The sequence below is a fragment of the Citrobacter sp. RHB35-C17 genome (assembly GCF_013816795.1).
GTDB classification, from domain to species: Bacteria; Pseudomonadota; Gammaproteobacteria; order Enterobacterales; family Enterobacteriaceae; genus Citrobacter_A; species Citrobacter_A amalonaticus.
Window position 1 is genome coordinate 1281063 of record NZ_CP057150.1, and the last position, 20569, is coordinate 1301631.

The window sequence follows — 20569 nt, forward strand, 5'->3', positions numbered from 1 at the left end:
GGACGTGTGAATATCAGCGATGTAGCAAAAAAAACCGGTTTAACCAGTAAAGCGATCCGCTTTTATGAAGAAAAAGGGCTGGTCACGCCGCCGCTGCGTGGTGAAAACGGTTATCGCACCTACGGGCAACAGCATCTCAATGAACTGACGCTGCTGCGCCAGGCACGCCAGGTCGGATTCAACCTTGAAGAGTGCGGTGAACTGGTAAATCTGTTCAACGATCCGGGGCGTCACAGCGCGGATGTCAAAAAGCGGACGCTGGAGAAAGTGGCTGAAATTGAGCGCCATATCAGCGAATTACAGTCAATGCGCGTACAGTTGCTGGCGCTGGCGGAGTCGTGTCCGGGCGATGACAGCGCGGAATGCCCTATTATTGATAACCTTTCTGGCTGTTGCCACCACAAGGCGCAGGCTTAACGCGCGTCGGGATTAAGCATAAAGACCACCGTGCCGCGATACCACGGGGATGTGCGTAACTGCGCTTCCGCCTGGCTGTCCCGCTTACCGTGCTGTACCAGACCAAGCTTAAAGGGAATTCGCAAGCGGGAGAGGGCGGGCAGGTAGTCCTGATAATTCGTCACCGTATGCCGTCCCTGATAGCTCTGCACTACCAGTTCATCGATTGGCAGCGCGTTCAGCGTTGCAATGTCACCGGTTTTCGCCCAGTCCAGCAATCCGGTTACCCCAAGAGCAAAATCGGGTGGCAGTTGTTGGCGCAATACCCGCAGAAAGCGGGCGTAGTCGGCGAGTTGATGCGTCGCGGCGTCAAAATCGACCTGTAGCCCTACCACCTGATTTCCCGCCCCCTGCCAGCGCTGCATCAGCCGCACGATGCGTGCCGGAATCGCGTCCGGAACGTCGAGCGTGGTAAAGCGCACGGTAAGCCAGATGGACGGAAACGTCAGGCGGCTGACGGGAAGCCCCAGACGCTGAAACTCCGCGCCCTTTGCCCGCATCAATACTTCCCCCTGATGCAGATAGACCGTTTGGGCACCTCTCAGTTCATCGCTGGCTTTCACCCCTGACCAGAGCCAGAAGGCGGGATGTTCGCGGGTGATAATCGTCTCATCCGCCTGCGCCTGTCCCGCCAGTAGCGCGATTACCAGTAGTATTTGAGTTTTTGCGCCCACGGACTGCCCGGATACTGGGTTTTCAACTGCGTGAACCAGCCTTTGCGCTGCTGTTTGTCCACCTCTTCTCCGCCACACTCATTCGTGCCGGACGGGGCGTAACACATGATGGCGCGATACAGTGCGTAACTTCTGTCTTCGTGCTCGGCTTTTGGCGAGGTGATGACCTGCTGGTAGTAACTCTGGCGATCATACTGCCCAACCGGACGCTTGCGGTCGATAGCGGTCTCCAGCACGCCATTCCCTGCGCTGTCTTTCCACAAATCGACATGGGTTTGTGACGTGCGGAAGAACTCACCCAGACAGTTCAGCGCATGGGCATCATCGGGATTTTTGCTCAGCGTGCCGACGGTCTCATTGAGGCTGCGGCACACGTAACCGACTTCAGCGGCGTCACCGTTCCAGTCAAACGTGCTCAGATTGACGTCGTCGAATGCTTCGCCTATCACCGGCTGTGTGATGGCGCTGGCGAGTTTGCGGTCCTGCAGCCAGTCGCTAAAGCGGTCTTCTGTGAGATCGCGCACCAGCAGCGTATGCAGCGCGATAGTGCGTTCTTCGTTATTCGGTCCCTGGCTGACCTGCTGACGCAACTGTTCAGGCGTCGCCACGGTTTTCAGTACCCGGGAACGATAACGCAGGTTGGTGACCGCGCTGTCCGGGGCAAAAACCGCCTCCGTATCGCCACTGTACACCAGCGTGGCCGCCAGTTTTGCCTGCACATACTGCTGCTGTTCGTTATCCTGGCTCAGCTTCAGCAATGTCGACCAGAAATCACGCGCTTCTGACCACTGCTTTTGACCCATCAGCGCGTTACCGTAGAGAACCTGTTCGCTGAAAGCGAGGATATCGTGAGCCGGAAGTTGTTTTGCCGGGGTAACCACCTGAAGAATCGCAGCATTGTTTTCTGTCGCCAGCCACAGGTTGAGTTGCAGATCGCGCCACAGCGGCAGTTTTCCGCTTTTTTCAAAAACCGGTTTGCTGGCATCCAGGTTAGCCTGCGTCAGGGTTGGCTTCTGGTCGCTGTTCAGACGAAGGGCGCGTAGCATCTCGGTATAGCTGACGAGAGGGGCATCGGCGAACGCCTCCTGTACCGATTGATCGTAAAACTGCCTGCCATAGACATTATCGTATTCAATCACCCGGTTTCGCAGCGTCTGCGCATCGGCGGCCTGCCGGAATGCCTGCTCATACAATCCTGCAAGCGACGCCCAGTCCTGCAAATACCAGTGGATGCGACGCAGCATGCCGTGTGCGGAATCGGCATAGCGGCCTTCAGGCCAGCGCTGAAGATAGGTCTGCGCCTCTTTTTTCGCGCGTAAGGCGTCTTCACGATTTATTCGCGCGATATCAAAATCGCCATATTCGCCGACGCTGTTCTGGCTGCTTTTGTTCAGCGCCGTGCGCATTAGCATATATTGCGCGGTTTCCGCCAGCCACGGGCGATCGCTCTTAAGCAGCGACGTGAAGACCTGCGCCGCGCTTTCGTATTCACCCGCGTAAAAATGGGCTGCGGCGTTCAGATAGGTTTTATACGCCAGGGCAGGTGAGTCCGCCGGGAGCGTAGTGAGAGAGGCCGTGATTTGCTCTGCGCTGGCCCCGGAATAGAGTCCCAGACGTGCCTGCGCCAGCGCCTGCTTTTGTTCTGCTGTCAGCGTAGCATCGCTCAGTAGCGCGGCAAAAAACTGACTGACGCTGTCGGCAGTATTGGAGACAAAACGGTTTTCCTGCTCACCGTCGTGGTTGAATTCAACCGCCGCTACCTGCAGCGTTGCCATCTGCTGGGCGAGTGTATTGGGTGCATTCTGCGTTTGTGCAGGCGAGTCCGTGCGGACATCATCGTCATCCCACTGCGGGTGATAAGCAAAATAGAAATCGCGTGAGCGGGTGATATCCGCAGGCATCGACTGAACGGGCACAGCAAACGACTTTGCCTCACTCAGCAGACGCAACAGGTTATCGCGTGAATCATTATCGGGCGTCAGAATAGGGGCACCTTTTAGCAGACAGCGCGCGTCGCTCCAGGTGCAGTCTGCGATATCAAACGAGGCGAATGCCTGAGGGGCGGCGCTCGCCAGTAATGCACAAAAGCTAAATGCCAGAGGCGTCTTCCTGACCATCATGCGATTCCTGTCATCGATTTTATCGGGTAAGGGGTCTGATATAGAGCGTGATGCCTTCAACGGCAATCACTTCAACGTGCGTGCCGGCGGGCAGATCGTCGCTGGCGTTGACCGGCCATGAACTGTCGCCAACACGCATGTGTCCACGACCATTGACCAGAGACGACTCCAGGACAAACCGACGGCCGACCAGTTGCTGGCCGCGCTGGTTGAGCTGACTGTCTACCGGTTTTTGTTCACGAACGCGTTTCGCCATCCACTTCCACCAGAACCAGGCGGCAAGCAGCGTTAAGACGGCAAAGATAACACCCTGCCATTCCCAGTCGACGGGCAACAGCCAGACCAGAATGCCGGTAATGACCGCCGCGACGCCGCTCCACAACAGATAACCGTTGCCGCCCAACATCTCAGCGGCCAGAAGCAGACCGCCAAGGCTGAGCCAGAAAATATGGGGATGCCCCACAATCATCTCGATCATTATTTATTCCGTTCGCTGGCGCTGTCCTTGATCAGTTCAGTGATCCCGGCAATGGAACCCATCAGGCTGCTGGCATCCAGTGGCATCATCACCACTTTACTGTTACTGGACGAGCCGATTTGCTGTAGCGCTTCGGTATATTTCTGCGCCACAAAGTAATTCACCGCCTGAATATCACCGGAGGCGATCGCTTCAGACACCATTTTGGTCGCGCGGGCTTCCGCTTCAGCGGAACGTTCGCGGGCTTCTGCCTGTAAGAAGGCGGATTGACGTTCCCCTTCAGCTTTCAGGATCTGCGACTGTTTTTCCCCTTCGGCCTTAAGGATTTCTGCCTGGCGCACCCCTTCGGCTTCCAGAATATACGCACGTTTAGTACGTTCCGCTTTCATCTGGGCGTTCATGGAGGAGATCAGTTCAGCCGGTGGGCGGACATCACGAATCTCGATACGCGTGACTTTAATGCCCCAGGGATTGGTGGCCTCATCGACGATATGCAGCAGTCGGGTATTGATGCTGTCACGCTGGGAGAGCATTTCATCAAGCTCCATCGACCCCAGAACGGTACGGATGTTGGTCATAGTGAGGTTGATGATCGCCAGTTCCAGATTGCTGACCTCATAGGCCGCACGTGGCGCGTCAATCACCTGAATAAAGCAGACGGCATCAATGGTGACGTTGGCGTTATCTTTCGAGATCACTTCCTGCGAGGGAATATCCAGCACCTGCTCCATCATATTGATTTTGCGTCCAATCCGGTCCATGAACGGCACAACGATGCTTAAGCCCGGTTGCAGCGTTTTGGTATAGCGGCCAAATCGCTCTACCGTCCACTGATACCCCTGGGGAACAATTTTCACGCCGGCGCCGACGATGACCAGCGCGACAAAAATGAGAATAGGAATAACAATAAGCATTGAAAAACCTCCTGTTGAACTGTCCATGATGTCGAGATTGGCGATGTTACTCTTGAAATTATACCTGATTCATTAAAGAGAGTTCCCCTCCTGTTAATTAGAGGGATACACTATTTTGCGATAAAACGCGAAAACAGGATAGATAATGCGTGAAAATAGCAGGTTGTTGCAGGTAAACAATGTGGGTTACCAGGTCGGGACCATCAAAATTCTGAATAACATCAGTTTTGACTTACGTCCTGGTGAATTTAAATTAATCACCGGCCCTTCTGGCTGTGGAAAAAGTACCTTACTGAAGATTATTGCGTCGTTGCTCAGTCCGAATAGCGGTGAGATCCGCTTTGGTGGAGAGGATATCGCTACTCTCAACCCGGAACATTATCGTCAACAGGTTTCGTATTGCGCCCAGACGCCCGCGCTGTTTGGCGATACGGTCTACGATAATCTGATCTTCCCCTGGCAAATCCGTAACCAGCGTCCTGATCCTGGGGCTTTTCTGGCGGACCTTGCCCGCTTTCAACTGCCGGAGTCGATTCTGGCGAAAAATATCAATGCGCTCTCCGGCGGCGAGAAGCAGCGCATTTCCCTGATCCGCAATTTACAGTTTTTACCGCAGGTTTTATTGCTTGATGAAATCACCAGCGCACTGGATGAAAGCAATAAGCGCAATGTGAATGAGATTATTCATCACTATGCTCGTGATAAGCAGATAGGGGTGTTGTGGGTGACTCACGATAAAGACGAAATTAATCATGCGGATGAAATAATCACTCTGATGCCGCATGCCGGAGAAATGCAGGAAGCGCGTAATGAATGAACATAATATTACTAACGAGTCACTGGCATTAGCGATGATGCTGGTGGTGGTGGCGATGCTGATAAGCCATAAAGAGAAACTGGCGCTGGAGAAAGATATTCTCTGGAGCGTCGCTCGCGCCGTGGTTCAACTTATTATCGTCGGCTATGTCCTGAAATATATCTTCGCGGTCAATCATGCTGTCCTGACGTTAGTGATGGTGTTATTCATCTGTTTTAACGCCGCGTATAACGCGCAGAAGCGCAGTAAATATATTGATAAAGCGTTTGTTTCCTCGTTTATTGCCATCACGACGGGGGCAGGGTTAACGCTGGCGGTGCTGGTGCTGTCGGGGTCGATTGAATTTATCCCGATGCAGGTGATCCCCATTTCTGGGATGATCGCTGGTAATGCGATGGTGGCCGTCGGATTGTGCTACAACAATCTCGGTCAGCGTTTCAGCAGCGAACAACAGCAGATTCAGGAAAAACTCAGTCTTGGCGCCACGCCGAAAATGGCGTCTGCGGGCTTGATCCGCGACAGTATTCGCGCCTCGCTGATCCCAACGATCGACTCCGCGAAAACGGTCGGACTGGTGAGTTTGCCGGGGATGATGTCAGGGCTGATCTTTGCCGGTATCGATCCGGTCAAAGCGATTAAATATCAGATTATGGTGACCTTTATGTTGCTCTCAACGGCGAGCCTGTCGACCATCATTGCTTGCTATTTAACCTATCGGAAGTTTTACAACTCGCGCCACCAACTGGTGGTGACGCGTTTGAAGAAATCGTAACCAGCGACTGGCGTAGGCCCGATAAGCGTAGCGCCATCGGGCAACGTAAATCAGTACAACAGCGCGTAGAGCTGACGACGATATTTCGACGCCAGCGCGTCGCCGGTACCCAGCGCGGCAAGAATTTCCTGGAACGTTTTACGCGCCTGACCGTCTGCGGCGGCAAGATCTTTTTTCAGATGACTGAACAGCAGTTCCAGTGCTTCTTCGTTGCGTCCCACCTGATGCAGTTGCAGCGCCAGCTGTGCGGCCAGTCCGGCGTCCTGCGGATTTTCCGCCACCTGTTGTTGCAGTAGCTGAATCTCTGGCGTATCCGCCGCCTGTTTCAACAGTTCAATTTGCGCGACCAGCCCCTGATAACGGGTGTCCTGATCCTGAAGCGGAATGGTTTTCAGCACGGCTTCTGCATCTTCAGAGCGGTTGAGGGCAATCTGCGTTTCCGCCAGTAGCAGGCCGATTTCACTGCTCTGGTTAGATAGCTGCCAGGCGTCTTTCAACAGCGGCAGCGCTTCAATGTAGTTGTCTTCCTGCATCAGCTGCATGGCCTGTTGCGCTTTTAGCTCTTCTTCACGCGGCAGCACTTTGTCGAGCAGGGCGCGAATCACCTCTTCAGGCTGCGGTCCCTGGAAGCCGTCAACCGGCTGACCGTTCTGGAACAAATAGACGGTTGGAATAGCGCGCAGACCGAACTGAGAGGCAATCATCTGCTCGGCATCGCAGTCGAGCTTCGCCAGAATGAACTGACCGTTGTACTGTGCGGCAAGGCTTTCCAGCACCGGCGTCAGTTGCAGGCAGTGCTGGCTGCGTTCAGACCAGAAGTAGAACAGGACCGGCGTGGTCATCGACAGTTCTAAGGTCTGCTGCAGGTTCGCTTCGTTAATGTTGACAATATTCTGTGTGGACATGGAGTCGCTCTCTTGTGTCGATTTCTTTTTTACATGGGGGCTGACGCGTGCGCTTCAACTCATCCGTGCAAAATTTTGTCCATCAGGCGTCCCGGCAGCAGACGTTTGAGCAGCATGACGGCCCAGGTTACCAGCGTGACGGGATAGCGGAGTTTGGGTTTATCGCTGATAAAAGCATGGCGCACTTTGGCGACGACGGCTTCAGGATCGAGCGTAAAACGTGCGGCAATACCGGGGTTTTCCACCGGTTTGTCGTTCTGGGTCTGGTTAACGTTTTCCGTAAAGCGCGTGCGAATAGGGCCGGGTTCAATCAGGCTGACCTTAATTCCGCTGTGACGTAGCTCCATGCGTAACGCATCTGACCAGGCTTCCAGCGCGTATTTACTGGCCGCGTAGGCGCCGCGTCCGGGTGTAGAGATAAGCCCCATCACCGAGGAGGTCATCACGATCCGACCTTCGCCATGCGGCAGCATGGCCGGTAACAGACGCATCGTGAGCTGATGAGCGCCAAAGAAATTGGCGGAAAATTGCTGCTCCATCTGCGCGCGGCTGATGGTGGGCAGCGGACCGTAGACGCCGTATCCGGCATTGTTAAAGATCCCGTATAAGCAGTTATCGGTCAGGGCGATCACCTCGTCAGCGGCGCGATCCACGCTCTCAGGCGAGTCGAGGTCGATCAATACGCCGGTGAATCCCATATTATTCATGCGCGTGACATCGTCGGGTTTGCGGCAGCCGGCGAGAACCTGAAAACCCTGACGCTTCAGCTCAAGCGCGCTTTCCAGGCCGATACCGCTGGAACATCCTGTTATTAAGACCGATTTTTGCATAACTTTACCTGTCAGGATCTCCGTTGAATTAAGACTCGTGTTTTACTAAAGGACTCAGCTGCTTCGCCATCCAGTCAGCGATAAACGGCTGGGCATCGCGGTTAGGGTGAATACCATCATCCTGCATCCACTGCGGTTTTAGATAGACCTCTTCCATAAAAAAGGGTAACAGAGGAATATCAAATTCTTTGGCGAGCTTTGGATAGAGCGCGCTAAAGGTTTCATTATACCGACGGCCATAGTTTGCGGGCAGGCGAATTTGCATCAGCAACGGCTCGGCGTTCGCCGCCTTCACGTCCTGCACGATGGTACGCAGCGTTTGTTCGGTCTGTTGCGGCGCAAAGCCGCGTAGCCCGTCGTTGCCGCCCAGCTCAACCAGCACCCAGCGCGGTTGATGCTGTTTGAGTAGCGCAGGCAGGCGTGCCAGCGCTTGCTGGGAGGTGTCGCCGCTGATGCTGGCGTTCACCACGGTGGTTTTGCTCTGCCATTTGTCGTTGAGCAGTGCAGGCCAGGCGGCACTGGCGGACATTCGGTACCCGGCGCTCAGGCTGTCGCCGAGGATTAACAACGTGTCAGCCGCAGCGGCCCGACAGGTAAACAGGATCAGGAACAGGAAAGGCAAATGCCAGCGGAAAACATTGTTGAAGTTCATCATCTTAAGAAGTCCGTCGGTCAGGAGGAGCACGAGCTTTCCATCCTTACCGGAGTTGACCTGGTTGTCAAACGCGCCGAGACCATTGCGCTGATTGGCGAGTCGGGTTCAGGGAAATCTACGCTACTGGCGATCCTCGCCGGACTGGACGATGGCACCGACGGCGCCGTCAATCTGGTGGGGAAACCGTTGCATCAGATGGATGAAGAGGACCGGGCTCAACTGCGTGCACAGCATGTCGGTTTTGTCTTTCAGTCATTTATGTTGATTCCCACGCTGAATGCACTGGAAAACGTCGAACTTCCCGCACTACTGCGCGGCGAAAACAGCGGACAAAGTAAAGCGGGAGCGAAAGCCCTGCTGGAACAACTGGGTCTGGGCAAGCGTCTGGACCATCTTCCGGCGCAGCTTTCCGGTGGTGAGCAGCAGCGCGTGGCGTTGGCGCGCGCTTTTAATGGTCGCCCGGACGTCCTGTTTGCCGATGAACCAACGGGGAACCTCGACCGGCAGACCGGTGAGAAAATTGCCGATCTGCTCTTTTCGCTTAACCGTGAACACGGCACCACGCTGATTCTGGTGACTCACGATCCGCAACTGGCGGCGCGCTGCAACCGACGACTGCGCCTGGTGAATGGACAGTTGCAGGAGGAGGCATGATCGCACGCTGGTTCTGGCGCGAATGGCGCTCGCCGTCGCTGTTGATTGTCTGGCTGGCGCTGAGTCTGGCGGTGGCCTGCGTGTTGGCGCTGGGCAACATCAGCGACCGGATGGAAAAAGGGTTAAGTCAGCAAAGCCGCGAGTTCATGGCGGGCGACCGGGCACTGCGCAGCTCACGCGAGGTGCCGCAGGCGTGGATTGACGATGCGCGTCAGCGCGGTCTGAAGGTCGGAGAACAACTGACCTTTGCCACCATGACCTTTGCCGGCGATACGCCACAGCTGGCGAACGTCAAAGCGGTCGATGACATCTATCCGATGTACGGCGAGCTGGAAACCAATCCGCCGGGGCTCAAGCCGCAGCAGGGAACGGTACTGTTGGCGCCGCGACTGATGGCGTTGCTGAACCTGAAAATCGGCGACACTATTGATGTCGGCGACGCCACGCTGCGCATTGCTGGGGAAGTGGTGCAGGAGCCAGACTCCGGCTTTAACCCCTTCCAGATGGCGCCGCGTCTGTTAATGAATACAGCGGATGTTGCGAAAACCGGTGCCGTGCAGCCCGGCAGTCGCGTCACGTGGCGCTATAAATTTGGTGGCACGCCGCAACAGCTTGACGGCTATGAAAAGTGGCTACTACCGCAGCTGAAGCCGGAACATCGCTGGTACGGACTTGAACAGGACGACGGCGCGCTGGGCAAATCCCTGGAGCGTTCGCAACAATTTCTTCTTCTTTCGGCACTGTTAACACTGCTGCTGGCCGTCGCTGCCGTGGCGGTGGCGATGAATCACTACTGTCGCAGTCGTTATGATCTGGTGGCGATTCTGAAAACGCTCGGTGCGGGCAGGCCACAACTGCGAAAACTGATTGTTGGGCAGTGGCTGATGGTACTGGCGCTTTCCGCCGTGACGGGCGGGGCGATCGGCCTGTTATTCGAAAAGATGCTAATGGTACTGCTTAAACCGGTGCTGCCCGCCGCGCTGCCGCCTGCCAGTTTCTGGCCGTGGATCTGGGCGTTGGGCACCATGACGGTGATCTCGCTGCTGGTCGGTTTGTGTCCCTATCGCTTGTTATTAGCTACCCAGCCGCTGCGCGTCTTGCGTCGTGACGTGGTGGCCAACGTCTGGCCGCTGAAATTCTATTTGCCGATCGTGACCGTGGTGGTGGTGGTGTTACTGGCCGGGTTAATGGGCAGCAGTCCGTTGCTGTGGGCGGTGCTGGCGGGGGCGGTCGTGCTGGCGCTGCTGTGCGGCGTGTTGGGCTGGATGCTGCTGAACGTTCTGCGTGGGATGACGCTGTCGTCGTTGCCGCTGCGCCTCGCGGTCAGTCGTCTGTTACGTCAGCCGTGGTCGACGCTGAGCCAGCTGTCAGCGTTTTCGCTGTCGTTTATGCTACTGGCACTGCTGCTGGTTTTACGCGGTGATCTGCTGGATCGCTGGCAGCAGCAGCTTCCGCCGGAAAGTCCCAATTATTTTCTGATCAACATTGCCCCGGAGCAGGTGCCGCAGGTGAAGGCATTTCTCTCCGAGCATCAGGTGATCCCGGAAGCGTTCTACCCGATCGTGCGGGCGCGGTTGACGGCGATAAACAACACGCCGACAGAAGGGGGACAAGATGAGTCTCTGAATCGTGAGCTGAATCTGACCTGGCAGGATACCCGTCCGGATCACAACCCCATCACCGCCGGTAACTGGCCGCCAGGAAAAGGCGAGGTATCGATGGAAGAGGGGCTGGCAAAACGGTTGAACGTTTCACTCGGCGACAGCGTCACTTTTATGGGTGACACTCAGGCGTTCAGTGCGAAGGTGACCAGTTTGCGCCGGGTCGACTGGGAAAGCCTGCGCCCTAACTTTTTCTTTATCTTTCCGTCCGGCGCGCTGGATGGTCAGCCGCAAAGCTGGCTGACCAGCTTCCGCTGGGAAAACGGCAACGGCATGCTGACGCAACTTAATCGTGAGTTCCCGACGATTAGCCTGTTAGACATCGGCGCGATCCTTAAGCAGGTAGGGCAGGTGCTGGAGCAGGTTAGCCGGGCGCTGGAGGTCATGGTTGTGCTGGTAACCGCCTGCGGCATGCTGTTGCTACTGGCGCAGGTGCAGGTCGGCATGCGCCAGCGCCATCAGGAACTGGTGGTCTGGCGTACGTTAGGCGCGGGCAAAAAACTCCTGCGCACTACGCTGTGGTGTGAATTTGCCATGCTGGGGCTGGTCTCCGGGCTGGTGGCGTCCATCGGCGCGGAAACCGCGTTGGCGGTGCTGCAAACGCAGGTGTTTGACTTCCCGTGGGAACCTGACTGGCGCTTGTGGATTGTCCTGCCTCTTTGCGGCGCGCTTTTACTTTCTCTTTGCGGGGGCTGGCTCGGTGTCCGTCTGCTGAAAGGGAAAGCGTTGTTCCGTCAGTTTACTGTTTAATCCCGTGATAATGACGCGCCGGTTTTTATGCTGGCGCGTACTTTCTTAGTAGCATAAATTGATAACCCCTCGCTATTTAACGGCACAAATCATTAAAAACCCGCCAACACGTCAGTGTTAATACCAGTTAATATTCAAGCGCTGAATAATTAGCAGGAAATCTATCAAGGAAAAATAATGACTATAAAAACAACAGCGCTGGCGGCATCGATCGGCGCAGCAGTGGCATTGACGTCTTTCGCCTCTCAGGCGGAAATCACCGTTCTGAAACAAGATCCGCAGGCGGGTAATCCGCTGAGCCGTCTCAACTTTACCGTTGGCGGGAGTATTCGTCCTCAGTTCCAGAACATGACGGGCGATGACGGCGCAAATGGCTATAAACGTAATGGCTTCGACGGCGGTACCCGTTTCCGCTTCGCGGCAGATTACTATCTGTTTGATGACATCAGTTGGATCAGCTTCTACGAGCTGGGCGTTAACATTCCGGCGCAGTTCAACTGGGACAATCACTATGCTGACGGCGCGCATGACACCACGCGTCGTATGCTGTACACCGGTCTGAAGAGCGATACCTGGGGTACGCTGACCTTCGGTCAACAGAACAGCATCTACTACGATGTGGTCGGTGCGAAAACCGATATCTGGGACTACGACATGATTGGTCAGGCACCGGGTAACGGGATTAACGGCGACTATGATGGTTCTTACCGTTCCCGCAAAATGCTGAAATATAAGAAAACGGTTGGTGATGTTGATCTCTACGCATCTTATCTGTTCAGCGACGACTACAACCCGAATAATGGCCTGAACTACAAGCGTAAAGGCGGTGGTTCACTGGGTGCGGATTATCACATTACTGACGATCTGAGCTGGGGTACGGCGTGGAACTACACCCGTGCGGAAATGCGCGGTAACGGCAGCAAAACGTACGATCAGAACATCGTGGGTACTGCCCTGAGCTGGACCCCGGATAACTGGACCTTCTCACTGGGCGGCGGCTGGTACCAGAACTTTATGACCACCAAAAAAGTGTCTGTTAACGACTACTTTGCCGGTGATGCGTGGGGTCTGGAATACTTTGCGGGCTATACATTCCCAATCAACCAGTATGCGTTGAAATCCGTTCAGCCGTACTTCATGGGTGACCGTATTGAATACGTGAATGGTCGCAACTACCTGCGTACCGACAACGGCGTGGGTATCAGCTTCCAGCTGGATTATGGTTTCCGTGTTGATTACGAACACGTCTTTACCTCCAGCACCGATAACCTGGGTGATATGAACCTGGTGCGTCTGCGTTACGACTTCTGAGTCTGATGCTGTGCCCGGTGACGCTAACGCTTACCGGGCCTACAAATCATCACCCTCCGGCGTTTTTCAACCGCGCAACCACGCCTCAACCTCTTCAAATGTTCCACGAAAGACAATCTGTCCGGCTTTCTTTTCCAGTTGATAGCGATACATCGGATCGTAATATTCTTCCAGCAGCGGCACTAACCAACTGAAATGCACTTCGGTGCTGCCGGTCTGACGCTGTGCCTCCAGCGCCACGTCCAGCCTGGCGGTTAACTCATTAAACCGCTGCAAACCCAGACGCCGTTGAATTGCAGAAAGCCCATGATGCAGATAATTGCTGTATTCCTGCCATCCCGGCTCTTCGCCATACGCATGGGTGAAATCATGATGCATCCGCACGAAATACTCTTCCCGCAGGCGCTCAAGACGGCGCCCGAACGGATCGTCAATCACGGCGATAGCGGCCTGCGTCATGCGTTCGCGCAGGCATTCCGGCAGATGGTTAGCGCCGATCATACGGCCTTCATCTTCCAGCACCCAGCGCGTGGCCTGCTTTTTGAGCAGCGTCACCGCCAGCAGATTTTCAAAACTGGCCTGACTGAGCTGGGGTTCCAGCGTGCGCCCAAAAGAGGAGCCGCGATGGTGGGCTAATCCCTCAAGATCTACCCCGTTTTCCTGCTTTTGCACCAGTTGCGTTTTGCCATTGCCGGTACAGCCGCCAATCAGCACGATCGGTTTTTGGACCTGTTCTTCCGTGGCGGCAATCGCGGCCTGGCGTAGCGCTTTGTAGCCACCGTTGATCAACGGGTAATCCACGCCGGATTCACGTAGCCACTGCTGGACAATGTGCGAACGCTGACCGCCCCGGGCGCAGCAGAGATAGCCCTGCGGGTGTTGCTGGCAGGCTTTGCGCCAGGCAGCCAGACGCTGCTGGCGAATCTCGCCGCTGACCAGTTGATGGCCGAGCTCAAGTGCAGCTTCTGGCCCCTGGCGTTTATAGCAGGTACCCACGGCGGCACGCTCGTCATCATTCATTAAGGGTAAATTTATCGCGCCCGGTATGGCACCCTGCTGAAATTCAACCGGCGCGCGGACATCGATTAAGGGCGTATCGGCGGTAAGGATCGCGCGATAGTCCGTTCCATCGTTCATGAGAAATCCTGAAGAAGACAAACAGCAATGGACGGGATTTTACGCGCGGAACGAGAGGGCGGGGAAGTATAAGTTAAACTTCCCCGCATTTTAGGCTTACTTGATCTGAGTTTGCGCCCAGAAGATACCGCTGGCGTATTCCGGCGGCAGCAACGGCGCGAGGGCTTCCAACGTGGCGCTCAGGCGCGCGGTATCGCTGTCGGTCAGATTCAGATGACCCACTTTACGCCCCGGACGCACCTCTTTGTCGTACCAGTGCAGATGCACTAACGGCAGTTTCAGCCAGTCGTAGTTCAGATCGCTGCCAATCAGATTCACCATTACCGACGGACTGTCCACCACCGGTGACGGCAGCGGCAGGCCGGTAATCGCCCGCAAATGCAGCTCAAACTGGCTGATGCTGGCACCGTTTTGCGTCCAGTGACCGCTGTTGTGCACGCGCGGGGCCAGTTCGTTGATCAGCAGACCTTCCGGCGTAACAAAGCACTCCATCGCCATCACGCCAACGTAACCCAGTTCCTGCATGATGGCCGAAAGCATGGCTTCGGCCTGCGCTTGTTGCTTCGCGTCGGCTCGAGGGAAGGCGACGCTGGTGCGCAGAATACCGTCCTGATGCAGGTTACGCGTCAGCGGGTAGAACACCGTGCTGCCGTCATGCGCGCGTGCGCCAACGAGCGACACTTCACCCGAGAAATTAATGCCTTGCTCAACGATGCATTCGCCGTAGTTGTCGTCAGGCAGTTGATCGGTTTCACTGGCGCGTAAACGCCACTGACCACGACCGTCATAACCACCGACACGACGTTTCACGATCGCCAGTTCGCCTAAACGGTGAAAGACAGCAGGCCATTCGCTTTTGTCGGCCAGCAATTGCCATGGCGCGGTCGCCAGGCCGAGCTTATCGAAAAGCTGTTTTTGCGTCAGGCGATCAGCAATAATTGGGAATACATCACGGTTAACGAAAGCCGGATGACGCGCCAGTTCACGTGTTAACGCGGTTTCCGGCCAGCGCTCGATTTCTGCGGTAATCACGCTTTGCTGAAAAGGCACGGCAGCCGGTTCCGCATCCAGCCCCACCGGCCAGACGGCGATACCCAGCGGTTCACCGGCCTGACGGAGCATCCGGCCTAACTGCCCGTTGCCCAGTACGCAAACCTGTTTCATGCCGCACCTCGCGGATCCGGATTCTCCAACACCTCATCCGTTTGCGCCTTGCGCCAGTCGTTCAGGCGCTGATGCAATGCCTTATCATGCGTCGCCAGAATCTGCGCCGCCAGCAGCGCCGCGTTAGCCGCGCCCGCTTTACCAATTGCCAGTGTACCGACCGGAATACCGCGCGGCATCTGCACGATTGAGTACAGGCTATCAACGCCGCTCAGCGCCGCGCTTTGTACCGGAACGCCCAATACCGGCACCAGCGTTTTCGCCGCAATCATACCTGGAAGATGGGCAGCGCCACCTGCGCCAGCAATAATTACCTGATAGCCGTTCTCTTCGGCGCTTTCGGCAAAGCTGAACAGTTTATCGGGGGTGCGGTGGGCAGAAACCACTTCTACGTGATGTGGGACATCCAGGATTTCAAAGATTTCGGCGGCGAACTGCATGGTAGCCCAGTCGCTTTTGGACCCCATCACGATGGCGACACGCGCCGGATTATTGCGGGAAGACATGCGTCTGAAAACTCCTGTGGTGCGGGACACGCTGCTTTTGAGGCCACAGAGAATAGCACGATACAACGCCAAGGAAAACGGTTGCGTAGCTGGATTTTAAGGCTTCCTGCGATGTCAAAAGAGAGTTCGCTGGAAACGTACCGGTTCTAACAGAAGCGGATCAACCCCCTCTGTGCCCCCTGACAAAAAGGGACTCTGTGGATCATGCTTTTTGAAATTGCTGTTGGCTTGATGTTGATTGTAAGTCGCGTAGCAATATTGACATCCATGCAGGCAGGTGTTGTAGGCACCGATGTCTATACTTTTGACACATCCACAGGCCTCACGTTGACCTGTATCTTTGCTGTTGGGTATTAATAAGCCAAACAAGTCATTAATGAGCGCCTCATCAATACACTTACCGTGCTGAATACCCTGCCCGGTAAGATTGACTTCTTCTGCACAGGAGTAAATATCCAGCCCATGTTGCCGGGCAATATCCGCCAATTTTTGCGACAGCGCTAAGCAGAGTGGCTGGTTCTGTGTGATATCGCTGTAAATGAGCGAATCAATCGCCTTCAGGTTTTTTTCTGTTTTTTGATAGAAATCAGCGAAGCTAATCACGACGCGCCGGGTATAGCCTTCTAATTCGGTGGCGATTTTACTGAACAGGCGGATATGTTCGTCAAACGGAAGGAGATTTGAAAACAAAATAGGGTCATAGCGCCAGATGACTTTTTCAGCGCCAACTTTTGCTGACAGTCGTTTGAATACGTCGAGTGCTTTATGCGGATTTAAGGTTTTAGACTCAATCAAGCGCGGGTACCCGGTGAGGGTAAACTGGAAATAAAAACGGTGACCGATGTCAGTGAGCTCATCGATATAGGGAAGCAGTTTCGTCGGGTTGCGTGTCCAGAATACGATCGCATCAACATCTTCAGGCCGCAATGACACCCGAGAGATCTGGTGATAGTTAAAGGGGTTGCGGGTCAGCAAAAAACCCTCGCGAATGCGGTTCATTAACCACTCGCTGTAGAAAGCGGGTATATCGGTGCGACGGCTGGCACTAATGATCATCGCGAGTATTCCAGTATTTGGTAGTCAAGATATCTATTAGTTAATATAGGGTTATCAGTTATTTTACACTTACAGCTATCGTCTTTTTCAAGGCACAGCATCAGGCATTCCTGTGGATATTCAAAATGAATGTCTAGCGCTTTCAGGCCCTGGCCAGCGTTCCCCATATATTGAGTAACATTATGCTTGTCAATTGTTGAAAAACCATTATTTATTAATGCATCATGAATGATTTTGAAAATAGCTACATGTGTACTTGACTGCTCAAAAGAAGTATTTATATAAGAGTTGAGAAAGTAGAGTTTGTTTTTCTTGGTTTTTACAATATCATGGGCAAGTTGTTGAATATCTGATGACTGTTCAATGTCTTTAAGTGATTTGGGAAAAATAAACACATCAAATTTGCCCAGAGTCTTCGAGCTGATTTGGTTAACAGCACGTGATGTCAGATATAAGTTGTCTTTTCCTTGTGGAAGCAGTTGTCTTGTTTTCCAGTGACATACATCGTAACCATAATAGTTAAAGTTGATGCCCGTAAGATTATGAAGGAGGGCAAAGTAATCGGGGTATAAACCACACCCCATAGAGGCAATGTTTATGTCGGTTACGTTATTGTTATTTAGCCTTTTCAGAAGCAAATTGGCTAAAATACAATATTCAAAATAGTAGGCGGGAAGGTATTTTAACGCATATATTTTTTGGTAGACTTCGTCATCATAGTTATCATTCAAAGGTAAAAATTCGGAATGGTCACATAAAAAACCATTCCTCATTAAGCTCCGATGAAAACTAAGCACAGTTGTACGAATAAAATCTTGATCGATATTCATCATTGCCCTTACTTTTTAAATTTGTTTTAGCATAACCAACCAAACTTAGAGAGTAATGATCTGAATCATGATTTTATAATGAGAATGTTTTTCTCAAAACGGGAAAGCGATCAGTTCCACATCGTCCGGCGTGACTTTAACCATCGATCCTTCCGTATGCCAGGCACCTAACACGACGCGAAAGGCGGGTTCGCCATTAGCCGTGAGCGGGTGGACATCAGGACGGTGAGTATGGCCGTGAATCAGCCACTGGACATGATGTTTTTCCATCTCTGCGATCACCGCATGTGGGTTGACGTCCATGATTTCCAGCGATTTGCTGCGGTTAGCGGCTTTACTGTCGGCACGCATTCGGGCAGCCACGCGTTTGCGAATACACAACGGCAGGGCGAGGAACAGCGTTTGCAGCCAGCGTTGATGGACTTTTGCGCGAAATGCCTGATAACCCGCGTCATCGGTGCACAGCGTATCGCCGTGCAGGATAAGCACCCGGCGACCGTACAGATTGAGTACTTTTTCCTCGGGGAGCAACGTCATGCCGCTTTCGCAGGCGAAGCGTTTGCCAATCAGGAAGTCACGATTACCGTGGATGAAGAAACAGGGGACGCCGGAATCAACAACCGCTTTAATGGCGGTGGCGATTTCACGATGTAACGGGTTGGGATCGTCATCGCCAATCCACGCTTCGAACAGGTCGCCCAGGATATACAGGGCGTCAGCCTGACGGGCTTCACCCGCTAAAAAACGCAGAAAACCGGCGGTGATCGCCGGTTCTTCCGTGCAGAGATGAAGATCTGCAATAAACAGTGTCGTCACGATTACTCGCTGACGGTCACGTTTTCGATAATGACGTCTTCTTTCGGGACGTCCTGGTGCATGCCGCTGCGACCGGTAGAAACACCCTTGATTTTGTCAACCACGTCCATCCCTTCAACCACTTCCGCAAAGACACAGTAGCCCCAGCCCTGCATGCTTTCGGCGGAGAAGTTCAGGAAGTCGTTGTCGGCAACGTTGATGAAGAACTGCGCCGTTGCGGAGTGCGGAGCCTGAGTACGCGCCATTGCCAGCGTACCACGGGTGTTTTTCAGACCGTTGTTGGCTTCGTTTTTGATAGCGTCTTTGGTGGCTTTCTGTTTCATGCCAGGCTCAAAACCGCCGCCCTGAATCATAAAACCATTGATCACACGGTGGAAAATGGTGTTGTTGTAAAAACCTTCGCGGCAGTAGTCCAGGAAGTTTTTAACTGTTTCAGGCGCTTTATCATCAAACGTTTTGATTACGATATCGCCGTGATTAGTGTGGAAAGTAACCATTTTTGCATCCTGTTCCGATATAGTAGTGCTTTAACCCAACTAAGGGTCAGAGTTAGGGAGGTGTTATAGCATAACCGCACGCTGCGATCACCTCGCAAAGTGTGCTGCTTCCCGTCCGAATTATGGGTATTATACAGACTTTGTTATCCACACACGTCTTACACGGAATCTTCGATGTTAAAAATCTTTAATACACTGACGCGCCAAAAAGAGGAATTCAAACCCATTCATGCCGGGGAAGTCGGCATGTACGTGTGTGGTATTACCGTTTACGATCTCTGTCATATTGGTCATGGCCGTACGTTTGTGGCGTTTGACGTGGTGGCGCGCTATCTGCGCTTTCTGGGCTACAAGCTGAAGTACGTGCGTAACATCACCGATATCGACGATAAAATCATTAAACGCGCAAATGAAAACGGCGAAAGCTTTGTCGCGCTGGTGGATCGTATGATCGCCGAAATGCACAACGACTTTGATGCGCTAAATATTCTGCGTCCGGACCTGGAGCCGCGCGCGACTCACCATATCGCTGAAATCATTGAAATCACTGAACAGCTGATTGCCAAAGGTCACGCCTATGTGGCGGACAATGGCGACGTGATGTTCGATGTCCCGACCGACCCAAACTACGGTCAATTGTCGCGCCAGGATCTGGATCAACTGCAGGCCGGCGCGCGCGTGGATGTGGTCGATGTGAAACGTAACCCGATGGACTTCGTGCTGTGGAAAATGTCCAAAGAGGGCGAGCCGAGCTGGCCGTCACCGTGGGGCGCAGGCCGTCCTGGCTGGCATATTGAATGTTCCGCGATGAATTGCAAACAGCTGGGTAATCACTTTGATATCCACGGCGGCGGTTCTGATCTGATGTTCCCGCACCACGAAAACGAAATTGCCCAGTCCACCTGTGCGCATGACGGTGAGTACGTGAATTACTGGATGCACTCCGGGATGGTGATGGTTGACCGCGAAAAGATGTCCAAATCGCTGGGTAACTTCTTTACCGTACGCGACGTGCTGAAGTATTACGACGCGGAAACCGTGCGCTACTTCCTGATGTCCGGCCACTATCGCAGCCAGTTGAACTACAGTGAAGAGAACCTGAAGCAGGCGCGTTCTGCGCTGGAGCGCTTGTACACCGCGCTGCGCGGGACGGATACGTCGGTCGCGCCAGCCGGTGGCGAGGCGTTTGAAGCGCGCTTTGTTGAGGCGATGAATGACGATTTCAACACCCCGGAAGCCTACTCCGTACTGTTCGACATGGCGCGCGAAGTGAATCGTCTGAAAGGCGAAGACATGGCCGCCGCGAACGCGATGGCCTCTCATCTGCGTAAGATTTCTGGCGTGCTGGGACTGCTGGAGCAGGATCCGGAAGCGTTTCTGCAAAGCGGTGCGCAGGCGGATGACGGTGAAGTCGCGGAAATTGAAGCGCTGATTCAACAGCGCCTGGATGCCCGTAAAGCCAAAGACTGGGCGGCGGCGGATGCGGCGCGTGACCGTCTGAACGAAATGGGCATCGTGCTTGAAGATGGCCCGCAGGGGACGACCTGGCGTCGTAAGTAACGTTCT

The 20569-nt window shown here is 54.2% G+C and carries 21 protein-coding genes; 7 read left to right on the top strand and 14 right to left on the bottom strand.

What is annotated here, in order from left to right; genetic code table 11:
• Positions 1–6: 6 nt before the first annotated feature.
• Complete coding sequence (gene cueR, locus HVZ37_RS06010) at positions 7–417, top strand: Cu(I)-responsive transcriptional regulator (protein WP_044258912.1); 411 nt, start codon at positions 7–9, stop codon at positions 415–417.
• Here cueR and HVZ37_RS06015 read toward each other — a convergent pair.
• Genes HVZ37_RS06015 through HVZ37_RS06030 form a run of 4 tightly spaced genes read right to left on the bottom strand, consistent with a single transcriptional unit; the run spans position 414 to position 4642 of the window.
• Positions 414–1130 (bottom strand): DUF3142 domain-containing protein, encoded by a 717-nt coding sequence (locus HVZ37_RS06015; RefSeq protein WP_181628201.1) that lies wholly within the window; start codon positions 1128–1130, stop codon positions 414–416. The genes cueR and HVZ37_RS06015 overlap by 4 nt on opposite strands.
• On the bottom strand, positions 1100–3247 hold the full coding sequence (locus HVZ37_RS06020) for a hypothetical protein (RefSeq protein WP_181628464.1): 2148 nt from the start codon (positions 3245–3247) through the stop codon (positions 1100–1102). Before HVZ37_RS06020 ends, HVZ37_RS06015 begins: the two co-directional genes overlap by 31 nt.
• 22 nt (positions 3248–3269) lie before the next feature.
• Positions 3270–3728, bottom strand: coding sequence for an NfeD family protein (locus HVZ37_RS06025; protein WP_054176092.1), 459 nt, complete (start codon positions 3726–3728; stop codon positions 3270–3272).
• On the bottom strand, positions 3728–4642 hold the full coding sequence (locus tag HVZ37_RS06030) for an SPFH domain-containing protein (RefSeq protein ID WP_043001529.1): 915 nt from the start codon (positions 4640–4642) through the stop codon (positions 3728–3730). Before HVZ37_RS06030 ends, HVZ37_RS06025 begins: the two co-directional genes overlap by 1 nt.
• 145 nt (positions 4643–4787) lie before the next feature.
• Between HVZ37_RS06030 and fetA the strand changes: the two genes are divergently transcribed.
• Positions 4788–5459 (top strand): iron ABC transporter ATP-binding protein FetA, encoded by a 672-nt coding sequence (fetA, locus tag HVZ37_RS06035; RefSeq protein WP_044258908.1) that lies wholly within the window; start codon positions 4788–4790, stop codon positions 5457–5459.
• Entirely contained in the window at positions 5452–6231 is a 780-nt protein-coding gene (gene fetB, locus HVZ37_RS06040; protein WP_043001527.1) for an iron export ABC transporter permease subunit FetB, read from the top strand. Before fetA ends, fetB begins: the two co-directional genes overlap by 8 nt.
• A 50-nt stretch (positions 6232–6281) precedes the next feature.
• On the opposite strand, the gene HVZ37_RS06045 is transcribed toward fetB, so the two are convergent.
• From HVZ37_RS06045 to tesA, 3 genes are read right to left on the bottom strand one after another with little or no spacing between them, the layout of a single operon-like run.
• Complete coding sequence (locus tag HVZ37_RS06045) at positions 6282–7136, bottom strand: co-chaperone YbbN (protein WP_043001526.1); 855 nt, start codon at positions 7134–7136, stop codon at positions 6282–6284.
• Between the two features lie 59 nt (positions 7137–7195).
• Positions 7196–7966 carry an NADP(+)-dependent aldehyde reductase gene (gene ybbO / locus HVZ37_RS06050; protein WP_043001525.1) on the bottom strand — a complete coding sequence of 257 codons (771 nt, stop codon included), beginning with the start codon at positions 7964–7966 and terminating at the stop codon, positions 7196–7198.
• Between the two features lie 28 nt (positions 7967–7994).
• Positions 7995–8621: a multifunctional acyl-CoA thioesterase I/protease I/lysophospholipase L1 gene (gene tesA / locus HVZ37_RS06055; protein WP_125339513.1), complete on the bottom strand. Its 627-nt coding sequence runs from the start codon at positions 8619–8621 to the stop codon at positions 7995–7997.
• On the opposite strand from tesA, the gene ybbA reads away from it, so the two are divergent.
• The 3 genes from ybbA to HVZ37_RS06070 all read left to right on the top strand — a co-directional run bounded on the left by ybbA (position 8589) and on the right by HVZ37_RS06070 (position 12997).
• Complete coding sequence (gene ybbA / locus HVZ37_RS06060) at positions 8589–9275, top strand: putative ABC transporter ATP-binding protein YbbA (protein WP_181628202.1); 687 nt, start codon at positions 8589–8591, stop codon at positions 9273–9275. The genes tesA and ybbA overlap by 33 nt on opposite strands.
• Positions 9272–11686, top strand: coding sequence for a putative ABC transporter permease subunit YbbP (gene ybbP, locus HVZ37_RS06065; protein ID WP_181628203.1), 2415 nt, complete (start codon positions 9272–9274; stop codon positions 11684–11686). Before ybbA ends, ybbP begins: the two co-directional genes overlap by 4 nt.
• Positions 11687–11863: 177 nt before the next feature.
• Positions 11864–12997 carry a porin gene (locus tag HVZ37_RS06070; protein ID WP_044258905.1) on the top strand — a complete coding sequence of 378 codons (1134 nt, stop codon included), beginning with the start codon at positions 11864–11866 and terminating at the stop codon, positions 12995–12997.
• Positions 12998–13063: 66 nt separating this feature from the next.
• On the opposite strand, the gene mnmH is transcribed toward HVZ37_RS06070, so the two are convergent.
• The 7 genes from mnmH to ppiB form a co-directional block, all read right to left on the bottom strand.
• Entirely contained in the window at positions 13064–14134 is a 1071-nt protein-coding gene (mnmH, locus tag HVZ37_RS06075; RefSeq protein WP_181628204.1) for a tRNA 2-selenouridine(34) synthase MnmH, read from the bottom strand.
• 96 nt (positions 14135–14230) lie between these two features.
• A complete protein-coding gene (gene purK, locus HVZ37_RS06080) occupies positions 14231–15298 on the bottom strand; it encodes a 5-(carboxyamino)imidazole ribonucleotide synthase (protein ID WP_181628205.1) in 1068 nt (355 codons plus the stop codon).
• A complete protein-coding gene (purE, locus tag HVZ37_RS06085; RefSeq protein ID WP_043001520.1) occupies positions 15295–15804 on the bottom strand; it encodes a 5-(carboxyamino)imidazole ribonucleotide mutase in 510 nt (169 codons plus the stop codon). Before purE ends, purK begins: the two co-directional genes overlap by 4 nt.
• Positions 15805–15918: 114 nt before the next feature.
• The gene (locus HVZ37_RS06090) at positions 15919–16860 is read right to left on the bottom strand and encodes a DUF1848 domain-containing protein (protein WP_181628206.1); all 942 of its coding nucleotides are present in this window, start codon (positions 16858–16860) and stop codon (positions 15919–15921) included.
• Positions 16857–17693, bottom strand: a complete 837-nt coding sequence (locus HVZ37_RS06095; protein ID WP_181628207.1) for a hypothetical protein — start codon at positions 17691–17693, stop codon at positions 16857–16859. The genes HVZ37_RS06090 and HVZ37_RS06095 overlap by 4 nt, the downstream gene beginning before the upstream one ends.
• Before the next feature lie 90 nt (positions 17694–17783).
• Positions 17784–18506, bottom strand: coding sequence for a UDP-2,3-diacylglucosamine diphosphatase (gene lpxH, locus HVZ37_RS06100; protein ID WP_044328452.1), 723 nt, complete (start codon positions 18504–18506; stop codon positions 17784–17786).
• Between the two features lie 2 nt (positions 18507–18508).
• Positions 18509–19003, bottom strand: a complete 495-nt coding sequence (gene ppiB / locus HVZ37_RS06105) for a peptidylprolyl isomerase B (RefSeq protein ID WP_042324369.1) — start codon at positions 19001–19003, stop codon at positions 18509–18511.
• A 174-nt stretch (positions 19004–19177) separates the two neighbouring features.
• Between ppiB and cysS the strand changes: the two genes are divergently transcribed.
• Positions 19178–20563 (top strand): cysteine--tRNA ligase, encoded by a 1386-nt coding sequence (cysS, locus tag HVZ37_RS06110; RefSeq protein ID WP_043001518.1) that lies wholly within the window; start codon positions 19178–19180, stop codon positions 20561–20563.
• Positions 20564–20569 lie beyond the last annotated feature (6 nt).

Bases quoted from the DNA above. Each gene is read 5' to 3' on its own strand.
- HVZ37_RS06020 (WP_181628464.1), bottom strand. From the start codon at position 3,247: ATGGTCAGGAAGACGCCTCTGGCATTTAGCTTTTGTGCATTACTGGCG.
- HVZ37_RS06025 (WP_054176092.1), bottom strand. From the start codon at position 3,728: ATGATCGAGATGATTGTGGGGCATCCCCATATTTTCTGGCTCAGCCTT.
- HVZ37_RS06030 (WP_043001529.1), bottom strand. From the start codon at position 4,642: ATGCTTATTGTTATTCCTATTCTCATTTTTGTCGCGCTGGTCATCGTC.
- fetA (WP_044258908.1), top strand. From the start codon at position 4,788: ATGCGTGAAAATAGCAGGTTGTTGCAGGTAAACAATGTGGGTTACCAG.
- fetB (WP_043001527.1), top strand. From the start codon at position 5,452: ATGAATGAACATAATATTACTAACGAGTCACTGGCATTAGCGATGATG.
- HVZ37_RS06045 (WP_043001526.1), bottom strand. From the start codon at position 7,136: ATGTCCACACAGAATATTGTCAACATTAACGAAGCGAACCTGCAGCAG.
- ybbO (WP_043001525.1), bottom strand. From the start codon at position 7,966: ATGCAAAAATCGGTCTTAATAACAGGATGTTCCAGCGGTATCGGCCTG.
- ybbA (WP_181628202.1), top strand. From the start codon at position 8,589: ATGCCAGCGGAAAACATTGTTGAAGTTCATCATCTTAAGAAGTCCGTC.
- tesA (WP_125339513.1), bottom strand. From the start codon at position 8,621: ATGATGAACTTCAACAATGTTTTCCGCTGGCATTTGCCTTTCCTGTTC.
- ybbP (WP_181628203.1), top strand. From the start codon at position 9,272: ATGATCGCACGCTGGTTCTGGCGCGAATGGCGCTCGCCGTCGCTGTTG.
- HVZ37_RS06070 (WP_044258905.1), top strand. From the start codon at position 11,864: ATGACTATAAAAACAACAGCGCTGGCGGCATCGATCGGCGCAGCAGTG.
- mnmH (WP_181628204.1), bottom strand. From the start codon at position 14,134: ATGAACGATGGAACGGACTATCGCGCGATCCTTACCGCCGATACGCCC.
- purK (WP_181628205.1), bottom strand. From the start codon at position 15,298: ATGAAACAGGTTTGCGTACTGGGCAACGGGCAGTTAGGCCGGATGCTC.
- purE (WP_043001520.1), bottom strand. From the start codon at position 15,804: ATGTCTTCCCGCAATAATCCGGCGCGTGTCGCCATCGTGATGGGGTCC.
- HVZ37_RS06090 (WP_181628206.1), bottom strand. From the start codon at position 16,860: ATGATCATTAGTGCCAGCCGTCGCACCGATATACCCGCTTTCTACAGC.
- HVZ37_RS06095 (WP_181628207.1), bottom strand. From the start codon at position 17,693: ATGATGAATATCGATCAAGATTTTATTCGTACAACTGTGCTTAGTTTT.
- ppiB (WP_042324369.1), bottom strand. From the start codon at position 19,003: ATGGTTACTTTCCACACTAATCACGGCGATATCGTAATCAAAACGTTT.
- cysS (WP_043001518.1), top strand. From the start codon at position 19,178: ATGTTAAAAATCTTTAATACACTGACGCGCCAAAAAGAGGAATTCAAA.